At 66.4% G+C, this 19,682-nt stretch carries 18 protein-coding genes; 3 read left to right on the top strand and 15 right to left on the bottom strand.

All coding sequences use genetic code 11. The features are described from left to right. Nucleotides 1–85: 85 nt before the first annotated feature. The 8 genes from hpaI to PFLCHA0_RS16965 form a co-directional block, all read right to left on the bottom strand. A complete protein-coding gene (gene hpaI, locus PFLCHA0_RS17000; RefSeq protein WP_011061659.1) occupies nt 86–886 on the bottom strand; it encodes a 4-hydroxy-2-oxoheptanedioate aldolase in 801 nt (266 codons plus the stop codon). Between the two features lie 10 nt (nt 887–896). Next, complete coding sequence (gene hpaH, locus PFLCHA0_RS16995) at nt 897–1,700, bottom strand: 2-oxo-hept-4-ene-1,7-dioate hydratase (RefSeq protein WP_015635875.1); 804 nt, start codon at nt 1,698–1,700, stop codon at nt 897–899. A 2-nt stretch (nt 1,701–1,702) separates the two neighbouring features. Beyond that, nucleotides 1,703–3,010: an MFS transporter gene (locus tag PFLCHA0_RS16990; RefSeq protein WP_011061657.1), complete on the bottom strand. Its 1,308-nt coding sequence runs from the start codon at nt 3,008–3,010 to the stop codon at nt 1,703–1,705. A gap of 135 nt (nt 3,011–3,145) precedes the next feature. After that, nucleotides 3,146–3,535 carry a 5-carboxymethyl-2-hydroxymuconate Delta-isomerase gene (locus tag PFLCHA0_RS16985; protein ID WP_015635874.1) on the bottom strand — a complete coding sequence of 130 codons (390 nt, stop codon included), beginning with the start codon at nt 3,533–3,535 and terminating at the stop codon, nt 3,146–3,148. A gap of 65 nt (nt 3,536–3,600) precedes the next feature. Then, nucleotides 3,601–4,458, bottom strand: coding sequence for a 3,4-dihydroxyphenylacetate 2,3-dioxygenase (gene hpaD / locus PFLCHA0_RS16980; protein WP_015635873.1), 858 nt, complete (start codon nt 4,456–4,458; stop codon nt 3,601–3,603). Between the two features lie 54 nt (nt 4,459–4,512). Further along, nucleotides 4,513–5,973: a 5-carboxymethyl-2-hydroxymuconate semialdehyde dehydrogenase gene (hpaE, locus tag PFLCHA0_RS16975; protein ID WP_015635872.1), complete on the bottom strand. Its 1,461-nt coding sequence runs from the start codon at nt 5,971–5,973 to the stop codon at nt 4,513–4,515. After that, a complete protein-coding gene (locus PFLCHA0_RS16970) occupies nt 5,974–6,774 on the bottom strand; it encodes a fumarylacetoacetate hydrolase family protein (protein WP_015635871.1) in 801 nt (266 codons plus the stop codon). A gap of 9 nt (nt 6,775–6,783) precedes the next feature. Then, entirely contained in the window at nt 6,784–7,443 is a 660-nt protein-coding gene (locus PFLCHA0_RS16965) for a fumarylacetoacetate hydrolase family protein (protein ID WP_015635870.1), read from the bottom strand. A 197-nt stretch (nt 7,444–7,640) separates the two neighbouring features. Here PFLCHA0_RS16965 and hpaA point away from each other — a divergent pair, with 197 nt between their 5' ends. Continuing rightward, nucleotides 7,641–8,570, top strand: a complete 930-nt coding sequence (gene hpaA, locus PFLCHA0_RS16960) for a 4-hydroxyphenylacetate catabolism regulatory protein HpaA (protein ID WP_011061651.1) — start codon at nt 7,641–7,643, stop codon at nt 8,568–8,570. A 114-nt stretch (nt 8,571–8,684) separates the two neighbouring features. Next, nucleotides 8,685–9,776: a DUF1176 domain-containing protein gene (locus PFLCHA0_RS16955; protein ID WP_015635869.1), complete on the top strand. Its 1,092-nt coding sequence runs from the start codon at nt 8,685–8,687 to the stop codon at nt 9,774–9,776. A gap of 9 nt (nt 9,777–9,785) precedes the next feature. On the opposite strand, the gene PFLCHA0_RS16950 is transcribed toward PFLCHA0_RS16955, so the two are convergent. Genes PFLCHA0_RS16950 through PFLCHA0_RS16930 form a run of 5 tightly spaced genes read right to left on the bottom strand, consistent with a single transcriptional unit; the run spans nt 9,786 to nt 15,753 of the window. Beyond that, the gene (locus tag PFLCHA0_RS16950) at nt 9,786–11,447 is read right to left on the bottom strand and encodes a GMC family oxidoreductase (RefSeq protein ID WP_015635868.1); all 1,662 of its coding nucleotides are present in this window, start codon (nt 11,445–11,447) and stop codon (nt 9,786–9,788) included. A gap of 35 nt (nt 11,448–11,482) precedes the next feature. Next, nucleotides 11,483–12,784, bottom strand: a complete 1,302-nt coding sequence (locus tag PFLCHA0_RS16945) for a carbohydrate porin (protein ID WP_011061648.1) — start codon at nt 12,782–12,784, stop codon at nt 11,483–11,485. A gap of 56 nt (nt 12,785–12,840) precedes the next feature. Further along, a complete protein-coding gene (locus PFLCHA0_RS16940) occupies nt 12,841–13,905 on the bottom strand; it encodes a 2,3-butanediol dehydrogenase (RefSeq protein WP_103290961.1) in 1,065 nt (354 codons plus the stop codon). Then, a complete protein-coding gene (locus PFLCHA0_RS16935; RefSeq protein WP_015635866.1) occupies nt 13,905–15,185 on the bottom strand; it encodes an MFS transporter in 1,281 nt (426 codons plus the stop codon). Before PFLCHA0_RS16935 ends, PFLCHA0_RS16940 begins: the two co-directional genes overlap by 1 nt. 34 nt (nt 15,186–15,219) lie before the next feature. After that, nucleotides 15,220–15,753: a 2,4'-dihydroxyacetophenone dioxygenase family protein gene (locus PFLCHA0_RS16930; RefSeq protein ID WP_011061645.1), complete on the bottom strand. Its 534-nt coding sequence runs from the start codon at nt 15,751–15,753 to the stop codon at nt 15,220–15,222. A 326-nt stretch (nt 15,754–16,079) separates the two neighbouring features. On the opposite strand from PFLCHA0_RS16930, the gene PFLCHA0_RS16925 reads away from it, so the two are divergent. Then, the gene (locus PFLCHA0_RS16925) at nt 16,080–17,126 is read left to right on the top strand and encodes a helix-turn-helix domain-containing protein (protein WP_019095477.1); all 1,047 of its coding nucleotides are present in this window, start codon (nt 16,080–16,082) and stop codon (nt 17,124–17,126) included. Between the two features lie 168 nt (nt 17,127–17,294). On the opposite strand, the gene PFLCHA0_RS16920 is transcribed toward PFLCHA0_RS16925, so the two are convergent. Beyond that, nucleotides 17,295–18,416 (bottom strand): class II histone deacetylase, encoded by a 1,122-nt coding sequence (locus PFLCHA0_RS16920; RefSeq protein ID WP_026020252.1) that lies wholly within the window; start codon nt 18,414–18,416, stop codon nt 17,295–17,297. Between the two features lie 89 nt (nt 18,417–18,505). Beyond that, the gene (locus PFLCHA0_RS16915) at nt 18,506–19,669 is read right to left on the bottom strand and encodes an MFS transporter (protein WP_011061642.1); all 1,164 of its coding nucleotides are present in this window, start codon (nt 19,667–19,669) and stop codon (nt 18,506–18,508) included. Between the last annotated feature and the right edge of the window lie 13 nt (nt 19,670–19,682).

Genomic DNA, 19,682 nt, shown 5'->3' with positions numbered 1-19,682 from the left:
CTGGCTTGCCAGCGAAGAGTCCGCCAAGCCTTGCCGCGCGCAAGAACGCTTTCGCCGGCAAGCCGGCTCCTACGGCAATCGCCCGTCAGTAAACCCCACCCTCGCTGGTGGGGGCGTCCAGGGTTTTGTACTGGCCGGCCAGGCTCTGCAGGCCCTTCATCAGGACGGTGGTATCCACGCCCACCGCGACAAAATTTGCCCCCAACTCGATGCAACGCCGCGCCAGTCGCTGATCGGCACTGAGAATCCCTGCGGCCTTGCCCGCCCGACGAATCCGCACGATGGCGTCTTCAATCGCGGCCACCACGTCCGGGTGCCCGGGGTTGCCCCGCTGGCCCATGGCCGCCGACAGGTCCGCCGGGCCGATAAACACCCCGTCGACCCCGTCCACCGCGAGAATCTCATCCAGGTTGCGCAGGCCTTCGAGGTTCTCGATCTGCACCAGCAGGCACATCTGCTCGTCCGCCTGATCCAGGTAGCCGGCGATGCTGTTCCAGCGCGACGCCCGGGCCAGGGCGCTGCCTACGCCACGAACCCCCAGTGGCGGATAGCGCATGGCGCGCACCAGCTGGCGTGCCTGCTCGGCGCTTTCCACCATGGGGATCAACAGGGTCTGGGCGCCGATGTCCAGCAATTGCTTGATCAGCGCGGTATCGCCAATGGGCGGGCGGATAATGCCTTGGGCTGGGTAAGGGGCAATGGCCTGCAACTGCGCCAGCAGGCTGCGCAGATCGTTGGGCGCGTGTTCGCCGTCCAGCAGCAGCCAGTCGAAACCGGCGTTGGCCGCCAGCTCGGCACAGTAGCCGTCCGCCAGGCCCAGCCACAGGCCAATCTGCGGTTCGCGCTGTTGCAGGCGTTGCTTGAACAGGTTCAGTGGCATGTCCATGGCAGTCTCCTCAGACGAAACGGCAGGCAATGCTGCCCAACTGATCGTAGTCCACGTGGAATACATCTCCGGGACGGGCGGCCACCGGGCGAGTGAAGGAGCCGCCAAGAATGATCTGCCCGGCCTCCAGGCCGACGTCATAGGCCGCGAGCTTGTTGGCCAGCCAGGCCACGCCCTTGGCCGGGTGGTTGAGCACCGCGGCAGAGACCCCGGACTCCTCGATCACGCCATTGCGGTAGAGCACCGCCGGCACCTTGCGCAAATCCACATCCCCTGGACGCACGGCGCGGCCACCCATCACCACCCCGGCGTTGGCGGCATTGTCCGAGATGGTGTCGAAGACCTTGCGGGTGGCCTGGGTCTGCGGGTCCACCTGCTGGATGCGCGCATCGATGATCTCCAGCGCCGGGATCACCCAGTCGGTGGCGTCCAGCACATCGAACAGGGTGCAGTGGGGCCCCTTGAGCGGCTTGCCGAGGATGAACGCCAGTTCCACCTCGACCCGGGGCACGATGAAGCGCTGGAAGGGAATGTCGCTGCCTTCATCGAACAGCATGTCGTCCAGCAGGGCGCCGAAATCCGGCTCGGTGATGTTCGAGGAAACCTGCATGGCCCGTGAGGTCAGGCCAATCTTGTGGCCCACCAGCTTGCGCCCGTCGCGGATTTTCTGTTCCACCCAGCTGCGCTGGATGGCGTAGGCATCTTCGATGCTGATAGCGGGGTATTGCAGGGACAGCTGGCCGATCTGTTCACGGCTGCGCTCGGCGGCGTTGAGGCGCGCGGCGGCTTCCTGGATATCCGAGGGGCTGAGCATGGTTATTTCTCCCGAGGGTTGACGATATGAGCCGGCACCTGGAGCACCAGCCAGGCGCCGCAGGCAATCAGCAGGGCCAGGGCGTAGAGGGCCAGGCTGGCGCTTTGGGTGGCGTCGCGCACCACGCCGATCAGGTAAGGGGCAAGGAACGCGGCGACGCTGCCGAAGGAACTGATCAGGGCGATACCCGCGGCCTGGGTGCTGCTGGCGAGAAAGGCCGGCGGCAGTTGCCAGAACATCGGCAAGGCGGCGCTGGCGCCCATGCCCGCCACCAGCAGGCCGAACATCACCAGCCAGGGGTTGTCCGGGGCCAGCCCGGTGAGGATCAGCCCCAGGCTGGACATCAGCAGCGGCACCCCCAGGTGCCAGCGGCGTTCGCGCAGGCGGTCCGAGGAGCGGCCGACGCCGAGCATGAACAGGCAGCCTGCCAGGTAGGGCAGGGCACTGAGCAGGCCGACATTGCTGTCCCGGGCGATGCCGGCGTGGTGGATCAGGGTCGGCATCCAGAAGGCGATGGTGTTCACCGCCAGCATCACCGCGAAGTAGATGCACACCAGCAGCCAGACGTGGCGGTCCCTGAGGATGCCGCTGAAACGGGTGATGGACTTGTGCTGTTCTTCCTGTTGCAGGGCCTGCAGCAGCCAGGTCTTCTGCGCCGGGGTCAGCCAGCCCACCTGTTCGATGCTTTCCGGCAGGGCCTTGAGCACCACCAGGCCCAGCAGCACCACCGGCAGGCCTTCGATGAGGAACATCCACTGCCAGCCGCGCAGGCCGCCGAAGTCGTGGAAGCTTTCCAGGATCCACCCGGAGAGGGGGCCGCCAATGACTCCGGCCATGGGCACGGCGATGGCGAACAGGGCGGTGACCTGGCCGCGGCGGCTGGCCGGGAACCAGCGGTTGAGCAGCACCAGGATGCCGGGGAAGAAGCCGGCCTCGGCGACCCCCAGCAGAAAGCGCAAAACATAGAAGCCCCAGGCGCTGTCCACCAGCATCAGGGCGCTGGACAGCAGGCCCCAGACCAGCATCAGGAAGGCGATCCAGCGCCGTGGGCCGACCCGGTCCAGGGCCAGGTTGCTGGGCACCCCGAACAGCGCGTAGGCGACGAAGAACAGCCCGGCACCCAGGCCATAGACGCTGTCGCTGAAGCCCAGATCCTGGGTCATCTGCAGCTTGGCGAAACCGATGTTGATGCGGTCCAGGTGAGCAAAGATGTAGCAGACGAACAACAGCGGCATCAGCCGCCAGGTGATCTTGCGATAGCAGTCATCGACCTCGGCGACCGGCGCCGTGGCAAGGGTTGAGTGGGGCATGGCAATGATCTCGTTATTGTTCTTGTGTGGGTGGCCGGCCTGCAGGAGCCGGCTTGCCGGCGAAGGCGGATCCGGGGCTGGCACAAGGCCTAAGGGCCACTTCGCTGGCGAGCCGGTTCCTACCGGCGGCTACCCTCAGGCTTGTCCGCGCAGGAACTCGTGCACGTTGTTGTGCTTGAAGTTCAGCTCGGCATCCAGCTCGCTCATTTCGAACGACAGGGCCAAGAGGCGCTGGCCCTGAAGCTCGGCGAAGTGCGCCTTGATGATCTCGAACAGGCCCTCGGCGACCTGGCGTCGTGTGGCCAGGTCGCGGCCGGCTCCCACTTGCAGGCGCATGTGGACGAAGGCGTAGTCGTGCTTGCCGTCGGCCATGCGCCAGGTGTCCAGGCGCACCCCGCGGCTGCGGATGCCCCCCAGGGGGAACACGCCAGTGGCGCCCAGGTAGTCATGGGCCTTTTCGAACAGCCCCGGCAGGTCGGCGGCCTGTTCGATGTTGTCGGTGTATTCAGCGATGAAATGCGGCATGGGGAACTCCTTCGCAAGTGGCCGGCGGGAACCCGGCCGCTTGCGAGTCAGGGTGGCAGCTGGGCCTAGACAGGGAAGATGGCGTTGATCTGGCCGGTGCCTGAGCTGCCGAACAGCGGAGTGACGATCTCCGCTGGGCGGTTGTATTCAGGCCCGCCCAACAGCCCCAGGAGCATGGCCGTATCGTGCATTCCGCCCTCGCCATGACAGCTGCTGGCGTAGTCCGGGAGCATGGCGCAGAACTCGCGGAAGCGGCCCTGCTGCCACAGCTCCACCACCCGCTGGTCCACCTGCTTGTCGAACTCCCGGGTCCAGTTGTGGATGTTGGCCTCGGCCTCGCGGTCGTTGGAGAAACGGTGGGAGAGGGAACCCGACGCCAGCACCAGGACCTTGCGATCGCTCTTCTCGATGGCCCGGCGCACCGCGGCGCCAAAGGTGAAGCTGTCTTCGAGGCGGTGCCAGGCGCACCAGGCGGCGATGGACACCACCTTCAAGTGCTCGGCAGCGGGCACGTCCATGTGCATGTAGCGCATGGGCACCAGGGTGCCGTACTCCAGTTCCAGGCTGGGGATGTTGTGGGCCAGGGTACGCACGTCGGCAGCATTGGCCTCGGCGGCGATCAGCTCGCCCAGCTCCGGGCAACCCTGGTAGTCGTAGGTCATGTTCTTGATGAAGTGCGGCAGCTCGTTGCTGGTGTAGGTGCCGTTGAACGCCTCGCCGCAGTTGATGTGGTACCCGCTATTGACCAGCCAGTGCACATCGAACACCACCGCGGTGTCGGCCCCCAGCTCCCGGGCCCGGCGGGCGATCTCCTTGTGCCCGGCAATGGCCGCCTCACGGCAGCCCTGGTGTTTGCCCGGCAGTTCGGACAGGTACATCGATGGTACGTGGCAGACCTTGGCGGCCATGACGACTTCGCCCATGGTGCTTCTCCTGAAACATCTTCTTGTTGGGGGGATCCGGGACGGTTCTGAACCTTACACGCCCCAGCGCGGGATGTGGTGGCTGCCCATGGAGAGGCAGACGTTCTTGATCTCGGCAAAGACCTCGAAGCTGTATTCGCCGCCTTCGCGACCGGTGCCCGAACCCTTGATGCCGCCGAAGGGCTGGCGCAGGTCGCGCACGTTCTGGCTGTTGATGAACACCATGCCGGCCTCGATGCCACGGGCCAGGCGATGGGCCTTGCCGATGTCCTGGGTCCAGATGTAGGAGGCCAGGCCGTACTCGGTGTCGTTGGCCAGTTGCAGGGCCTGGGCCTCGTCCTTGAACGGGATCAGGCACACCACCGGGCCGAAGATCTCTTCCTGGGCGATGCGCATCTTGTTGTCCACGTCGGCGAACACCGTGGGCTGGATGAACTGCCCACGGGCCAGGTGCGCTGGCAGGTTGGCCGGGCGTTCCAGGCCGCCGGCCAGCAGGGTCGCGCCTTCTTCCAGGCCAATGCGGATATAGCCGGTGACCTTGTCGTAGTGGGCCTGGGTGATCATCGAGCCGACCTGGGTCTTGGGGTCCTGCGGGTCACCGACGATCAGGCGCCTGGCCCGGGCGGCGAACTCCTTGACGAACTGCGGGTAGACGCTTTCCTGGATGAAGATCCGGCTGCCGGCGGTGCAGCGCTCGCCGTTCAGGGAAAAGATGGTGAACAGCGCGGCGTCCAGGGCCCGTTCCAGGTCGGCGTCCTCGAAGATCAGCACCGGCGACTTGCCGCCCAGTTCCATGGAGTACTTCTTCAGGCCCGCGGTCTGCATGATCTTCTTGCCGGTGGCGGTGCCGCCGGTGAAGGAAATCGCCCGCACGTCCGGGTGGCGCACCAGGGCATCGCCGGCGGTGGCACCGTAGCCCTGGACGATGTTCAGCACCCCGGCGGGAATCCCGGCTTCCACCGCCAGCCGGCCCAGCTCATTGGCGGTCAGCGGCGACAGTTCGCTCATCTTCAGCACCGCGGTATTGCCCAGGGCCAGACACGGTGCGGTCTTCCAGGTGGCGGTCATGAACGGTACGTTCCATGGCGACACCAGGGCGCAGACGCCTACTGGCTGGTACAGGGTGTAGTTGAGCATCTGGTCGTCCACCGGATAGCTGTGGCCATCCATGCGGGTGCAGACCTCGGCGAAGAAATCGAAGTTGTGGGAGGCCCGGGGAATCAGCACGTTGCGGGTCTGGTGGATCGGCAGGCCGGTGTCCAGGGTTTCCAGCTCCGCCAGGTGCGGCACGTTCTCTTCGATCAGCGCACCCAGGCGGCGCATCAGCCGCGCGCGCACCGATGCCGGGGTATTGGCCCATTTCGGAAAGGCGTCCTTGGCCGCCGCTACCGCCTGGGCGATTTCCTCGGCGCCGCCGCTGGCCACCTCGCCAATGGCTTCACCGGTGGCGGGGTTGTAGTTGGTGAACACTTCACGGCTTTCGACTTCGCGGCCGTTGATCCAGTGCTTGATCATTTATGCGTGCTCCTTGGCCACGGCAGTGGGCTCTGGTTGGGCGTGATGGGCGAAAAAATCGCTCTCGCTGACAATGCGGTTGACCAGCCGGCCGACGCCTTCGATTTCCACCACCACCTCATCGCCGGGCACCACGTCGGACAGGCCTTCGGGGGTGCCGGTGGCGATCATGTCCCCCGGTTGCAGGGTCATGAAGCCGGACAGGTATTCAATCAGGTAAGGGATGTCGAAGATCATGTCGGCGGTGCTGCCTTGCTGACGCAGTTCGCCGTTGACCCAGGTGCGCAGGGTCAGGTTGTTGGGTTCGGGTACCTGGGCCGCGTCGATGATCCACGGGCCTACCGGGGTGGTGGCATCGCGGTTCTTCACCCGCAGGTTGGGCCGGTAGTAGTTCTCCAGGTAGTCGCGGATCGCATAGTCGTTGCACAGGGTGTAGCCGGCCAGGTAGTCCAGGGCATCCTCGCGCTTGACGTTGCGCGCGGTCTTGCCGATCACCGCCACCAGCTCGCACTCGTAGTGCATGTAGGCGACGTTGTCCGGGCGCCAGGTCACCTGTTTGTGGCCGGTGTAGGTGCCGGGAGACTTGATGAACACCAGCGGCTCGGTGGGCGGCTTGAAGGCCAGCTCGGCAGCGTGGTCGGCATAGTTCAGGCCCAGGGCGAACATGGTCCCGGTGGCCGGCGGCAGCCACTGCACCTGGTCTTCGGCCAGGACCCGGCCGTCTTCCAGTTGCAGGGTGTTGGGGCCGGTGATCAGGGCCTGGTGGACCTGGCCCTGATAACGAATGCGTGCATGTTTCATGTCGGTTCCTTATTCGGCCACGATGGTGTTGGCGAGGCGGCCCAGGCCGCTGATCTGCACTTCGACCCGATCGCCGGGGCGTACATCGACCCGGCCTTCCGGAGTGCCGGTGATCAGCACGTCACCGGGGTGCAGGGTCATGAACTCGCTGATCTCGGCAATCAGCTGGGGAATGCTGCGCACCAGGTTGGAGGTGCTGTTGTGCTGCACCCGCTCGCCGTTGACCCACAGCTCCAGGCTCAGGGCATGGGGGTCGGCCACCTCGGCGGCCGGTACCAGTTCCGGGCCCAGGGCGCAGAAGCCGTCCCGGCACTTGGCCTTGACCGCGGGGCGGTAGTAGCTGTCTTCCGGCAGGCTGAATTCGTTGACGATGGTGTAGCCGGCCACGTGTTCCAGGGCGTCTTCCAGGCGCACCCGGCTGGCGCGCTTGCCGATCACCACGCCCAGGGCCGGGCCGGGCTGCAGGCGCTCCACACCTTGGGGAAACACCACCGGCGCCTCATGGCTGTTGCGGGTGTTGGGGGTCTTGATGAACAGCACCGGCTTCACCGGCGGCTTCTGGTAGGGCGGCTGGGTGAAGCTCTGCAGATGGCTCTGCAGCAACCCCTGGTAGTTCAGCGCGACGCCGAACAGGGTGCCGCCGGCGTGATCGTTCAGTGGACGGCTCATCGGGCTCTCCTGGTGTCCGTACCCGTAGCGGCTTGCCGCTGGCGGGTCGATTTCGTTAATGTGTTAACGTTATATTTAATATGTTAACGATCGTCAAGCGATGGACTGTCCGCTTCCATCCCGCAGTGGCGGGCAAGCCGCGAATCACGCAGGATGCGCAGGGTCCGCGTGGATCAAAATAAAAACAGAGGGGCGCCATGAACCCACGCCAACCGATTCCCAACATCAACATCGGCCAGGTCTACGACCAGCGTTACGCCGATGCCCAGGTGCACTACGACAAGCTCAGCAACCTGGCCGGCTTCTTCGGTCGCAACATGCCGGTGCATCGCCACGACCGTTTCTTCCAGGTGCATTACGTGCAGAGCGGCGCGGTGCGGGTCTACCTCGACGATCAGCAGTATCTGGAGTCGGGGCCGATGTTTTTCCTGACTCCGCCGACCATTCCCCACGCCTTCGTCACCGAGGCCGACAGCGAAGGCCATGTGCTGACCGTGCGCCAGCAACTGGTGTGGGAGTTGATCGGCGCCGACCCGGCACTGGCCCCGGCGCCCCAGGTACCGCCGGTTTGCGTGGCCCTGGCGCGCCTGGGGCCGCAGTTCGCCGGCGAAGTACGACGCCTGGAGGGCCTGTTCCATGAGTTGCAGCGGGAGATTGCCGGGCAGGGCCCGGGGCGCGAGCCGGCGCTGGAAGCCCTGACCCGGCTGCTGATGATCAGCCTGCTGCGGTTGTCGGCCAACTCCCTGACGGCGCGCCCGGCACGCCATGAAGACCTGCAGATCTTCCACCGCTTCAACGAGCTGATCGAGGCCCGCTACCTGGAGCACTGGCCCCTGGGCCGCTACGCCAGCAGCCTGGGAGTGACCGAGGCGCGCCTCAATGATGTCTGCCGGCGCATCGCCGACCTGCCGTCCAAGCGCCTGGTGCATGAACGGGTGATGCAGGAGTCCAAGCGCCTGCTGCTGTTCACCGGCAGCTCGATCAACGAAATCTGCTACCAGCTGGGCTTCAAGGACCCGGCCTATTTCAGCCGGTTTTTCCAGCGTTACGCCAAGACCGCGCCGGGGGAATACCGCTTGCGCCAGGGGCAGGCGCCTGCCCCTGGCGCAAATGCGCCGGGTGCCTGATCCCTGGGGCAGGGCTGATGCCATGGAGCCGCGCCCAGGCAACTGACCCTGGCGGTATTCGCCGTCTGGCGGGCGTGGCAGAATCCGCGCCTTTGCCCGACAAGGAGCGTCGTCATGCTGCGTACCGTTGTGTTGCCCCTGCTGGTGCTTGGCGCCTTGCCGTGCCTGGCCCGGGAGCTGCCGGAGCTGACGCCGCTGTGGTTGCAACAGGAGGGCTGGATCGGCGCGTGCGACAACCGCCGCGACTGCCAACTGCTCTACGCGCCGAACATCGATTTTGCCGAGCGGGTCAACCACCTGACCCTGAAAGTCCGCAGCCAGGCCGGCCCCGAAGGCCTGTTGCAACTGCAACTGGAGCACCAGGGCGCGCCATTGGAACTCGGTGCATTGCGCCTGGATGGCCAGCCGCTGGAGCCCGGCTTGCTGGCGGCGCTGGTCCAGGAAGTGGAAGCCCCCGACAGCACCCGTGAACAACAGTACTACCGGGTTGATGACCAGCCCCTGGCCCGGCAATGGCTGGCGCGCCTGCGCACCGCGCAGGTGCTGGAACTCCCGGGAGAGGAGCCGGCCCAGGTGCTGCTCAAGGGGCTGCCGGACTTGCTGCAACGGGTGGACCAGGTGCAGCAGCGCCTGGGCACGGTCAGCGCCCTGGCGGCACCCGGCGAACAGCCGGCCAGCGCGGTGCCCGGGTTGCAGCCGGCCGCGGCATTGCGCCCCTATCCCGGGGTGAAGCCCCTCGGCGCCCGAGAGCGCACCGGGCTGCTGGCGGCGGTGCGCAAAACCTTGCCGCCGGCAAAGACCGAAGATGCCGACGACTACGTCATGCCACCGAGGATCGAGGTCTATCCCCTGACCGCGCAGCAGGCGCTGGTCTTCGAGTTCTCCGATTGCGGTGCCTACATCTGCCTGTTGGATATCAGCAGCCGCTCGCGCACGGCGCCCTATGCGCTGCAGCCCCTGCAGATGCAGGCGTTGCCGGCCGGCAGCGTCGACCATGCCGGGGGCCTCAACTATTACCCCGAGACCGGCGAGCTCAGCAGTTTCCTCATGGGCCGCGGGATAGGCGACTGCGGTGAAATGGCCAGTTGGCACTTCGATGGCCAGGCCTTCCAGCTCACCGATTATCGGCGCATGCCCACCTGCAGCGGCCTGGGCTACGAAGACTGGCCGGTGCTCTGGAGCGCCGAGGCACCCAAGCGCCCCTGAGCCCCGGCATCAGGTGCAAGCTTCGCCTTGAAGCACGTTGCTCGGTTGCGCCGGTGCCGTGCCCAGCACCAGGTCCGCGGCCTTTTCGCCGATCATGATTGCCGCCGCATTGGTGTTGCCGGTGATCAGGCTCGGCATGATCGAGGCGTCCGCCACCCGCAGCCCCTGGAGGCCGTGGACCCGCAACTGGTCGTCCACCACCGCCAGTTCGTCGTGGCCCATCTTGCAGCTGCCCACAGGGTGAAACACGGTACCCAGGTGCTGGCGGATCCATTGCTCGATCTGCTCCTGGCTCTGCACCTGCGGGCCGGGCACCAGTTCGCCCTTGAGGCGCTGGGAAAAGGCCCGGGTCGCTGCCAGCTGGCGCACCAGGCGCAAGCCGGCCACCAGCTTGCGCAGGTCTTCGGGGTGGCTGAGGAAGTTGGCGTCGATCAGCGGCTTGTCGTGCGGGTCGGCGGAATTCAGGCGCACCCGGCCGCGGCTCTGCGGGTGCATCACCGCCACATGCAGGCTGATGCCGTGGCCCACGGGGATCAGGCGCTGGGGCTGGTTCTTCAGGGCCGGGGCGACGATCAGCCCCAGTTCCGGCACCGGGTCCTCGGGCGCAACGCGCAGGAAGGCTCCGGACTCGACGGTATTGGAGGTCAGCGGGCCCTGGCGCCGGGTCAGGTACTGCCAGGGTGAGCGGGCCAGGGGCAGCAGGCCCTTGGCGGAAATGCCGTAGCCCAGCTCGGGGTCGCTGCGGTACATCAGCACGATGTCCTGGTGATCCTGCAGGTTGAGCCCGACCCCTGGCAGCGGGTGGCGGGAAACGATCCCGTGGCGCGCAAGCTCCTCGGCCGGGCCGATGCCGGACAGCAACAGCAGTTGCGGCGAGTTGATCGCCCCGGCGCACAGGATCACTTCCCGGCGTGCCTGCAGTTGCCAGACCCGGCCGTCCTGGCTGATTTCCACACCGCTGGCACGAGTGCCTTGCAGCAACACCCGGTGGGTCAGGGTGCTGCTCAGTACCGTCAGGTTCTGCCGGTGCAGGATCGGGTGCAGGAAGGCCCGTGCCGCGCTGCAGCGCTCGCCGTTGATCTGGGTGACATGGAAGGGCCCGAAGCCTTCCTGCTCCGGGCCATTGAAGTCCGGGTTGTAGCTCCAGCCCAGCTCGGTGGCGGCCTGGTAGAACACCTGATTGACCGGGCTCGGGCTGCGCTGCTCGGCGACGTTGAGCTCGCCGTGCTGGCCGTGCCACGGCGAGGTGCCGGGTTCGAAATGCTCCGAGCGCTTGAAGTAGGGCAGCAGTTCGTCATGGCTCCAGCCCTGGTTGCCGGCGGCGGCCCAGCGGTCGAAGTCCAGGCGATGGCCGCGGATATAGATCATGCCGTTGATCGCGCTGGAGCCGCCCCAGACCCGACCCCGGGGGCAGGGGATCGGCACGTCGCCACTGCTGGCCTGTGGGCTGAACTGGTGCATCCAGTTCCAGCGCGGGTTGGCGATCAGGCGGATGATCCCCGCCGGAGTGCGCACATAGGCGGCGGGCAGCAAGGTGCGGTCACTGGGCCCGGCTTCGATCAGGCACACCTGGACCTTGGGATCGGCGGACAGCCGGTTGGCCAGCACGCAACCGGCGGAACCGGCGCCCACCACTATGTAGTCGAAGGTCTGCGTGGTGTTTTCACTCATGGGGGATACCTCTTGGGCAGTCACAGAAATCCATCTCAGAGCCCCAGCAGCGAGCCAACGTCGAGGGTCACTTGCAGGCCGACGACAAAGCCGTTGCCGCTCAGCTCGCGGGCTTCGGGGTTGTAGAAGTTGTCCGGGTTGACCAGGTACTGGACGCTGGGCTCCAGGGCCAGTTGCCGGGTCAGGGCGATATGGGCGTTGGCTTCCAGTGCGTAGACATTGCGTTCGCCCAGGCGCGGGTCGCCGCCGTTGGCGATGCGGGCCTGCTGCTGGAAGCGCAGCTGGTGGTCGTTGAGGCGCAGGTAGCTGGCCTTGAGGTTGAGCTTGTCCTGGGGCCGGTCGAAGGGCGCGAGGTAGGTCAGCCCGGCCTCGGCGAACTGGCTGAAGGGCTGCTTGTCATCGGCCGCCGCCGACAGCGAACCGAACAGCAGCAGGGCCTGGGGCGCACTGCCGGTACCGGCGTCGGCACGCCACAGTGCCTGCTGGAACTTGAAGAAGGCACCGCCGGTGCCGAAGTCCATGGCCCCGGTCAGCGGGTCCACCTGCTTGGAGGTGTTGTAGTAGCCGTTGAGCTCGTAGTGGGAGCTGTAGGCATCGCGGTTCTGGCTGCCGATGCCCAGCAGCAGGCTGGTGCCGCTGGCGTCGTCGGTACTGAAATCCAGGCCCTTGCGCTCCTTCAGGTAGTCCACCGGGTTGGACTCGAAGGCGCCGCCATGTACGTACCACTGGGGCGTCAGCTGGTATTTCAGGTAGCCGCCCCAGCTGCCGTAGGGCGGCGGCAGGATGCCGGTGGAAGAGTCGATGATCGGGTCGTTGCAGGTCACCGTGCTTTCGCAGTTGTAGATATAGAAGTAGCGCCGGGCGTTGGTCCGCCCCAGGCTCAGGTCGACCCGGCCGTCGAGCCAGGTCTGCTGGTAGGTCAGCAGGCTCAACTGGTTGCTGGTGAGGTCGTTGTGGATCGGCGCGCCGCCGAAGTAGCTGCCGGCGGCGCCCTGCCAGTTGCGCGAGGTGGGCACGCCGGTCTCGTGGTCGAGGATGAACAGCGTCTGCTCGAAGTGCAGGGTCGCGCCGTCGAGGCCGGCGAAGGTCCCCAGATCGATATCGGCGCCGACGAACAGGTCGCCGCTGTTGCCGAAACTGTGGGGCCGGGGGCCCGTGTCCAGGTTCTTCATGGCCAGGCTGAGGAACTGCACATGGGGCGTGATGCCACGGTCGGCCAGGTAGTCCCCCAGGCCGGACAGCGGGCCGGTACGCGGCGTGGGCGGCGTCTGGGCAAGGCAATCAAGGGGTAGCAGCAAGGCGGCCAGCAGCGGGCACAGCGCATAGGTTGCATTCATGTCGGGTACTCGATTCTTGTTGTTTTTGTCTTGAGTGTCGGTTGCACATCGTTTGTTCAGGCATCGGCCAGGGCCGGGGTCGGGTTGACCAGCACCTTGATCTGGCTCTTGTCTTGCAACAGCGCCTGGAAGCCTTGCTCCACCGCCTGTTCCAGGGCCAGGCAGCGGGTGACCGCCCGGCTCAGGTCCAGGCGCCCGCTGGCCAGCAGCTGGATCAGTTCGGGGTAGACGTGGCGGTAGCCGACGCTGCCGAGCAGGCGCAACTCGTTGTTCACCAGGTGGAAGGCATCGAACTGCACGTCGCCCATCAAGCCCACCAGCACCGCTTCGCCGCCCTTGCGCAGGCAGTGCAGGGCATGGCTCAGGGTCTGCTGGCTGCCGGCGGCCTCAAAGGCGCTGTCGATACCACCGGCGCTCAGCTGCCGCAGGCGTGCCTGCAGTTGCGGGTCGGCGCCGTCCAGGGCCTCAGAGGCGCCGAACTCCAGGGCCAGGCGCCGGCGCTCGGGGTCCAGGTCCACGGCGTAGATCCGTTCCACCCCTCGCAACCGTGCCAGTAGCACCAGCAGCAGGCCGATGGGCCCCAGGCCGAACACCGCGCAACTGTCGCCGGCCATCAGGCTGCTCTGGTTCAAGGCGTGGTAGGCCACCGCTGCCGGCTCCAGCACGGCCGCCTGCTTGAAGCTGACGCTGTCCGGCAGCAGGTGCAGCATGTAGGCCGGTACCACCGCCTGTTCGGCAAAGCCGCCGTCGCCCATCAGGCCGATAAAGCCCATGGATTCACAGAGGTTGTACTGGCCCATCTGGCAGTACGAGCACTCGCCGCAGCGGTATTCGGGTTCCACCGCAACCCGCTGGCCCAATAGCCGTGCATCCACGCCCTGGCCCAGGGCTACTACCTGGCCGCAGAACTCGTGGCCCAGGGTCAGCGGCGCCCGGCAACCGGACAGCGGGTGAGCCACCTGCTGAGGTATGGAGTGAGGGCCATCGACGTACTCATGCAGGTCGCTGCCGCAGATGCCGCAGTAGGCGACTTGCAGCAACACCTCGCCGGGGCCGGGCTGGCGCGGTTCCAGCTGAGTCAGGCGCAGGTCGCGGGCGGCATGCCATTGCAGTGCTTTGATCATGGGTTTCCTCCCAGGCTCGGGCTGGGTGCAGGGTTGGGGCCGGGGTGCCGGCGTTGTTGGCGGGCCAGTACCGCGGGGGCGGTTTCCTTGAGGAACAGGGCCAGCACGGCGGCCAGCAATGCGCCGCCGCAGGACATCCACATGACGATCGACAGGCCGAAGCGGTCGGCGGCGAAGCCGGCAATGGTCGGAGCGATGAAGCCGCCCACCAGCTCGCCGATACCCATGATCATGCCCAGGGCCGTGGCCATGACTTCGCGGGGCACGGTTTCCGCGGGGATGGTGGCCATGAACAGGGTGAAGCAGCCCAGGCCGGTGTAGGTCAGCAGCATCAGCACCCCGAGCATCCAGGGCGACGAGGCGTAGAGCAGGGCGATGGGACAGCAAGCGGCAATCAGCGAGAACAGCACCAGGGTCGGGCGCCGGCCGAGGCGGTCGGAGATTGCCGGCACGCCGAAGCCCCAGAGCACCCAGGCGCCTCCCAGGCAGCTCATCACCGTGCCCATGCTGGCCGGGCTGTAGTCGCGAACCTTGACCAGGAAGGTCGGGGTGAAGGAAATCAGGATGATGAACCAGGTCAGGAACACGCAGCTGATGAGGGTGCAGAGCACGATGTTGCGGCTCTTGAGCAGGGCCAGGCGATGGCTGCCACCCGGGCTGGACGGGGTGTGCGCTCGCGGTTCGTGTCGCGGTGGGTCGGGCTGCACGTAGCGCCAGATCAGCAGGGCGATCAGTAGCCCGGGAATCAGCGAAATGATGAAGGCGTGGCGCCAGCCGTAGGCTTCGGCCAGGGCGATCAGCACCGGCGGGCCGATCACCGCGCCCAACAGGCCCGCCGCCGACCCTTGCAGCAGGCCCATGTTCAGGCCCCGGCGATGGGGCGAGGAGGCTTCCACCATCAGCGATTGGGAGAGCGGCAGGATCGGCCCCTCGGCCAGCCCCATGATGGCGCGGAACAGCAAAAGGCTGAGAAAGCCGGTGACCAGCCCGGACAGCGCCGAGCACAGGGAAAACAGGATCACCGCGACGATCAGCAACGGCTTGCGCACGCCCCGGCGGTCCGACCAGGCACCCACCAGGGCCCCGGACACCGCCCAGGCCAGGGCCAGGATCGACGACAGCATGCCCAGGTGGCTGTTGCTCAGTTGCAACTCGTCAGCCATGAAGGGGAACAGGAAGGACAGCGCCAGACGATCGAAAAAGACGAAACCGAAGGTCAGGAACAGCACCCCCAGCAAGGTGTTCTCGTAACCGGCCTTGTTGTTTTTATAAGCCATGGTGGTTCTCCGAAGGAGGCGTGGGCAGCGCCGGTCAGCGGAACAGGGTGTCGATATGGGCGGCGCCCAGGCCGATCTTTTCGTAGTGGGCGCGGCACATGGCGATGTAGGAGTGCACGTCGAAGTAGCCGTCGGGCTCGCCCTGTTCGTCGAGCCAGATCAGCGGGCCCTTGACGATGAAGAACACCCGCATCGGCTGCTCATGCTCATAGGCCACCAGGGTGTGGCCTTCGCCCGGGGTCTCGTAGACGAAGTCCCCGGCGGTGGCGGTCCACTCGTGCTCCAGGTAGCCCCATTTGCCGGACAGGGTGTAGGCGAAGACTTCGTGGGGGTGGTAGTGGCGGTTCACCAGCCCGGCGCTGCGGGCCAGGAGAATGTCGCACCAGCGGTTTTCGCTGGGGGAGATCCACAGTGGCCGTGAGGACACGGTCTCGGTGAAGGGCACGTACAGGCTCAGGTCGTCGCTGGCGGCGTCGGGCAGGTAGACCTCCGGCTTGGCGTCGGGCTTGAAGCAGTTGGCGATCGGTTGCAGGTCTTTCCAGAATTCACGGTGGGCGGCTTCGGGCATGGTGGGCCTCGGTTGTTGTTATGGGAGGAGCCTGGGCAGCCGGGCAGGGCGGCCATGGGGGTACGGCGCAGACTTTAGGTCGGGAGCGGGGCAAGGGTTTGCACGGATCGGACTGGTTGTTTGTCTGTTTCGGACGGCTTTTTTCCTACGGCCGATAGAGAGCCGATGACGCACTCAAAGCGACCGGGCCCCACTGCGTTTCAAGTTGACAGGCTATATAGTTCAGATGTTAATGAATGGCCGCAGCCCGCAGTGCCTGCGGCCCCAGGTGTCCGGACACTGCCTTGCCGTCCGGGGAACATCCCGCCGCCATGAGAAGAACAACAATGTCTCCATGCGCCTTGCTCGAAACCCGGCATGCCAGCACCCAGGCCGTCGACCTGGACCAACGCCTGGCCTTCTGGGAGGACTACAACGCCAGCACCCTGGTGGGGCTCAAGTGCAACTCCTACGCCGAGGGCGGTTTCGCCGCCAGCCAGGACAACCTGCAATTGAGCGCCATGCGCCTGGCCCGCATCGTCGGCAACGAACACGTGGTGGAGCGCGACACCTCGATGATCCGCGGCGTGCCCAAGGAGTCGATCTTCGTGTCCCTGGTCACCGGCAGCGGCTCGTTCTTCTACCAGGATGGCGCCTGCCAGGTGCTGGAGCCGGGGGAGCTGGTGGTCTACCGCACCGACAAGCCCTATCTGTTCGGCTTTTCCGGGGCCATGCGCCAGTTCATCTTCGACATTCCCCAGCAGCAGTTCGCCGAACGCTGCCTGAAACGCTTCGACCGGCCTTTGCGGATCAGCGTCGAAAGCGGGGTCCAGCGCCTGTTGCTGCGCACCCTGGGCGAACGTACCCGGGGCTTTTTCCAGCAACCCCTGTGCGCCGAGGCCGAGGCTTATCAGGAGCAGGCCTTCGAGCTTCTGGCCAGCATCATTGCCGGGCATGTGGGGGAACGGCCAATCAACGCCCTGAGCGCCTCCTACCTGCTGGCGGCCAAGCAATGCATCCATGAACAGCTGGCCGACCCGACCCTGAGCTGCGAGCGGGTGGCGGCCCAGACCGGCATTTCCACCCGGCACCTGGCCCGGCTGTTCGCCCTGGAAGAAACGCTACCCAGCCGCTTCATCCTGGAAAAACGCCTGCAACAGGCCCGTCAACTGCTGTGCAGCAGCCAGGGAGCGGGCCTGGATATCAGCGAGATCGCCTACCGGCACGGCTTTGCCAGCCAGGCGCATTTTGCCCGGGCCTTCAAGAGCCGCTTCCAGCAAACCCCCAGTGAGGCACGCGCCCTGGGGTTAGCCGCAACCCTGGCAAGCCCGGCAGCCGAAAGCGTCGGTCACGCCTGTGGCGACAATCTCCGGGGCCTGGAGCAAGGCAACTGACCCACCCGGGCCACACTGTTGCAGCAAGTAGCCCAGGGGAGCGGGGGAAGGATGGCCGGTTGGGCAGAGCGGCGTTCCGCTGGCTGGAGCCCGGGCTCCGGGGAACGCCGTTGGTGGATGCCGCCGCTCGGGTGGCGGGGCTTGCCCGTTCCGGCACCAGAGCGGGGGTCAGCGCCCGGCAGCCTCCATGGCTTGGGCTTGAAGGTCGAGCAACTGGCGTTGAAAGGTCACGAATGGCTCCTTGGGCTGTTGCAGGCGTACGAACTCCAGCATCGGGTCGGCGACGGCGGTGCGGATTCCCGACAGCGCCTCCAGGGTGGCCAGCCCGCAAAACGGTACGTAGGCCTCGGAGTAGCCGCCTTCATGCACCAGCACCAGGCGCCCTCGGCACAGGCGCTCGGCAGCATCCTTCAGGCACTGGGTCATCTCGCGGAACGAGTCACTGTGCAGCAGCATCCGCGCGAGGGGGTCCACGGCGTTGGCGTCATAGCCACAGGCGACAATGATCAGCTCCGGCTCGAAGCGCTCCAGGGCCGGTATCACGATGCGCTGCATGGCGTACAGGTAGGCGTCGTGGCCACTGCCTGGCAGCAGCGGAATATTGATGTTGCAGCCCAGGCCGGCGCCGCGCCCGCGGTCCTGTTCACCGCCATAGCCCGGGGGGAAGCAGCCATCCTGGTGCAGAGACAGGGTCAGCACGTCGGCCCGCTCCTCGAAGATCGACTGGGTGCCGTTGCCGTGGTGCACGTCCCAGTCGATGACCGCTACCTTGCCCAGTCCATGACGTGCCTTGGCGGCCTCGATGGCGATGGCGATGTTGGCCAGGAAACAGAAGCCCATGGCCTGGTCGCGGGTGCAGTGGTGTCCCGGTGGACGGGACAGGGAATAGGCGTTATCGGCTTCGCCGCTGAGCACGGCGTCCACGGCGGCCATGGCCAGCCCGGCGGACAACTGGGCGATTTCATAGCTGCCCGGGCCCACCGGCGCCTCGTCGCCGAGGTGACCGCCACCGGCGTCGCTCAAGGCCTTGAAACGCTGCAGGTAGGCAGCACTGTGGACCCGCAGCAGGTCGTCTTCGGTGGCCGCTGCGGCGCTGCGCAGGTGCAACTGTCGGGTCAGGCCGGAGACATCCATCAGGCTTTTCAAACGGCGTTTGGTTTCCGGTGATTCGGCGTGCCCGGCGGCGGCTGGCGGCTGTACCCAGCCCCCCACCGGCAGGGTCAGGACGTGGGGGCCGCCGCTGTGCCACAGGCTGAGTTCGTCGAAGAAAAACGCGCTTTTACAGGTCATGGTGATATCCATTTTTCAGGGTGGAATTTACAACGCGACAGCGGCTGGCCCAGGCCCTCGGTGCCAGGGGCATCAGGGCACCGAGAGCGTTAGCGTGCAGGCCGGCAACTGAGTACCAGGGCCATGGACAGCAGGGTGATTGCGGCGCCCGCCAGCAGCAGCCCGCGGAAGCCGCCGCTGCCTTCGATCAGCCGCCCGGCGATGGTCGGGCCTATGGCCAGGCCGGCGCTGATCACCAGGTTGGAGGCGTTCATCAGGCGGCCGCTGCGGTCCATTTCGGCCATGCGCGCGAGGATCAGCGGCAGGATGAAGGTCCAGGTGAACTTGAACACCAGCGCCGCCAGGGCAAAGCGCGCCAGTTGCGGCTGGCCCAGAAGCAGCAGCACCGAGCCGGCCATCAGGCCGTAGCCCAGCAGGAGCAGGGCGCTACGGGGCAGGCGATCGCCGAACAGGGTGGCGCACAGGGCGCCGGCAATGCCCATCAGGGTGGCGATGGCCAGCACGTCGCCGCTGGTCTGTGCCGAAAGGCCGGACTGGCCACCGATGGCGCCGATGAAGGTCCAAACCCCGCTGAGGCTGATGTAGAAGGTCAGGATGCCGAGAATCCCCAGGGTGGCCTTGGCCCTGGAAACCGGCGGGGCCTTGGCTTCATGGCTGGCGGCCTTCGCCGCGCCCGCTGGAAAGCTGCGAGCCAGGGGCAGGCACAGCAGCATCAGCAGCGCCATGATCAGGTAGCACGCACCCAGGCCGAAGCGCTCGAAGAGCATGGGCAGCAGGCTCAGGCCGATGGCCCCCAGCACCAGCTGGCCCATCACCCAGAAGCCGTAGGCGCGACTGGGGTTGGGGCTGGCGGCGGCGCTGGCCAGGCAGATGATCATCAGCGAGCCGCCGGCCAGGGCACTGCACGAGCGTGCGATCAGCAGCAGCGAATAGTCGTTGGCGAGCATCGACAGCAGGTTGGCGAGAATGAACAGCAGGGCGCTGCACAGCGCCGCGCGGCGCCAGTCGATGTGTTTCAGCCACCAGATGGCGGGCAGGGTGGCCAGGCTCATGGCCCCCAGCTCGGCGGAAAACAGGTCGCCGATCTGGGAGGGGCTCAGTTGCCACTGGCTGGCCAGTTGCGCGGCAATGGCCGGGGCCGTCAGCAGCACCGCGGGGGTGATGGCGGCGAACAGCACGATGGCCGCCTGGAGCCCGAGGGGCTGGCGGGTGATCGGCGGGTTCTGGCTCAAGGCGGGGTTCTGGGTGTTCATGGACAGGCTCCTA

The sequence above is a fragment of the Pseudomonas protegens CHA0 genome (genome assembly GCF_000397205.1).
GTDB classification, from domain to species: Bacteria; Pseudomonadota; Gammaproteobacteria; order Pseudomonadales; family Pseudomonadaceae; genus Aquipseudomonas; species Aquipseudomonas protegens.
Note: the sequence above shows the minus strand (reverse complement) of the source record. Positions and strands in the feature narration are given on the sequence as shown.

What these genes read in the sequence shown, in the direction of transcription:
- PFLCHA0_RS16920 (WP_026020252.1), bottom strand. Translation starts at nt 18,416, where the DNA reads ATGACCTGTAAAAGCGCGTTTTTCTTCGACGAACTCAGCCTGTGGCAC.
- PFLCHA0_RS16925 (WP_019095477.1), top strand. Translation starts at nt 16,080, where the DNA reads ATGTCTCCATGCGCCTTGCTCGAAACCCGGCATGCCAGCACCCAGGCC.
- PFLCHA0_RS16990 (WP_011061657.1), bottom strand. Translation starts at nt 3,010, where the DNA reads ATGCCCCACTCAACCCTTGCCACGGCGCCGGTCGCCGAGGTCGATGAC.
- PFLCHA0_RS16985 (WP_015635874.1), bottom strand. Translation starts at nt 3,535, where the DNA reads ATGCCGCATTTCATCGCTGAATACACCGACAACATCGAACAGGCCGCC.
- hpaA (WP_011061651.1), top strand. Translation starts at nt 7,641, where the DNA reads ATGAACCCACGCCAACCGATTCCCAACATCAACATCGGCCAGGTCTAC.
- PFLCHA0_RS16945 (WP_011061648.1), bottom strand. Translation starts at nt 12,784, where the DNA reads ATGAATGCAACCTATGCGCTGTGCCCGCTGCTGGCCGCCTTGCTGCTA.
- PFLCHA0_RS16955 (WP_015635869.1), top strand. Translation starts at nt 8,685, where the DNA reads ATGCTGCGTACCGTTGTGTTGCCCCTGCTGGTGCTTGGCGCCTTGCCG.
- PFLCHA0_RS16950 (WP_015635868.1), bottom strand. Translation starts at nt 11,447, where the DNA reads ATGAGTGAAAACACCACGCAGACCTTCGACTACATAGTGGTGGGCGCC.
- hpaI (WP_011061659.1), bottom strand. Translation starts at nt 886, where the DNA reads ATGGACATGCCACTGAACCTGTTCAAGCAACGCCTGCAACAGCGCGAA.
- PFLCHA0_RS16935 (WP_015635866.1), bottom strand. Translation starts at nt 15,185, where the DNA reads ATGGCTTATAAAAACAACAAGGCCGGTTACGAGAACACCTTGCTGGGG.
- PFLCHA0_RS16965 (WP_015635870.1), bottom strand. Translation starts at nt 7,443, where the DNA reads ATGAGCCGTCCACTGAACGATCACGCCGGCGGCACCCTGTTCGGCGTC.
- PFLCHA0_RS16915 (WP_011061642.1), bottom strand. Translation starts at nt 19,669, where the DNA reads ATGAACACCCAGAACCCCGCCTTGAGCCAGAACCCGCCGATCACCCGC.
- PFLCHA0_RS16970 (WP_015635871.1), bottom strand. Translation starts at nt 6,774, where the DNA reads ATGAAACATGCACGCATTCGTTATCAGGGCCAGGTCCACCAGGCCCTG.
- hpaH (WP_015635875.1), bottom strand. Translation starts at nt 1,700, where the DNA reads ATGCTCAGCCCCTCGGATATCCAGGAAGCCGCCGCGCGCCTCAACGCC.
- hpaE (WP_015635872.1), bottom strand. Translation starts at nt 5,973, where the DNA reads ATGATCAAGCACTGGATCAACGGCCGCGAAGTCGAAAGCCGTGAAGTG.
- PFLCHA0_RS16930 (WP_011061645.1), bottom strand. Translation starts at nt 15,753, where the DNA reads ATGCCCGAAGCCGCCCACCGTGAATTCTGGAAAGACCTGCAACCGATC.
- hpaD (WP_015635873.1), bottom strand. Translation starts at nt 4,458, where the DNA reads ATGGGCGAAGTCGTCATGGCCGCCAAGGTCTGCCACGTACCATCGATG.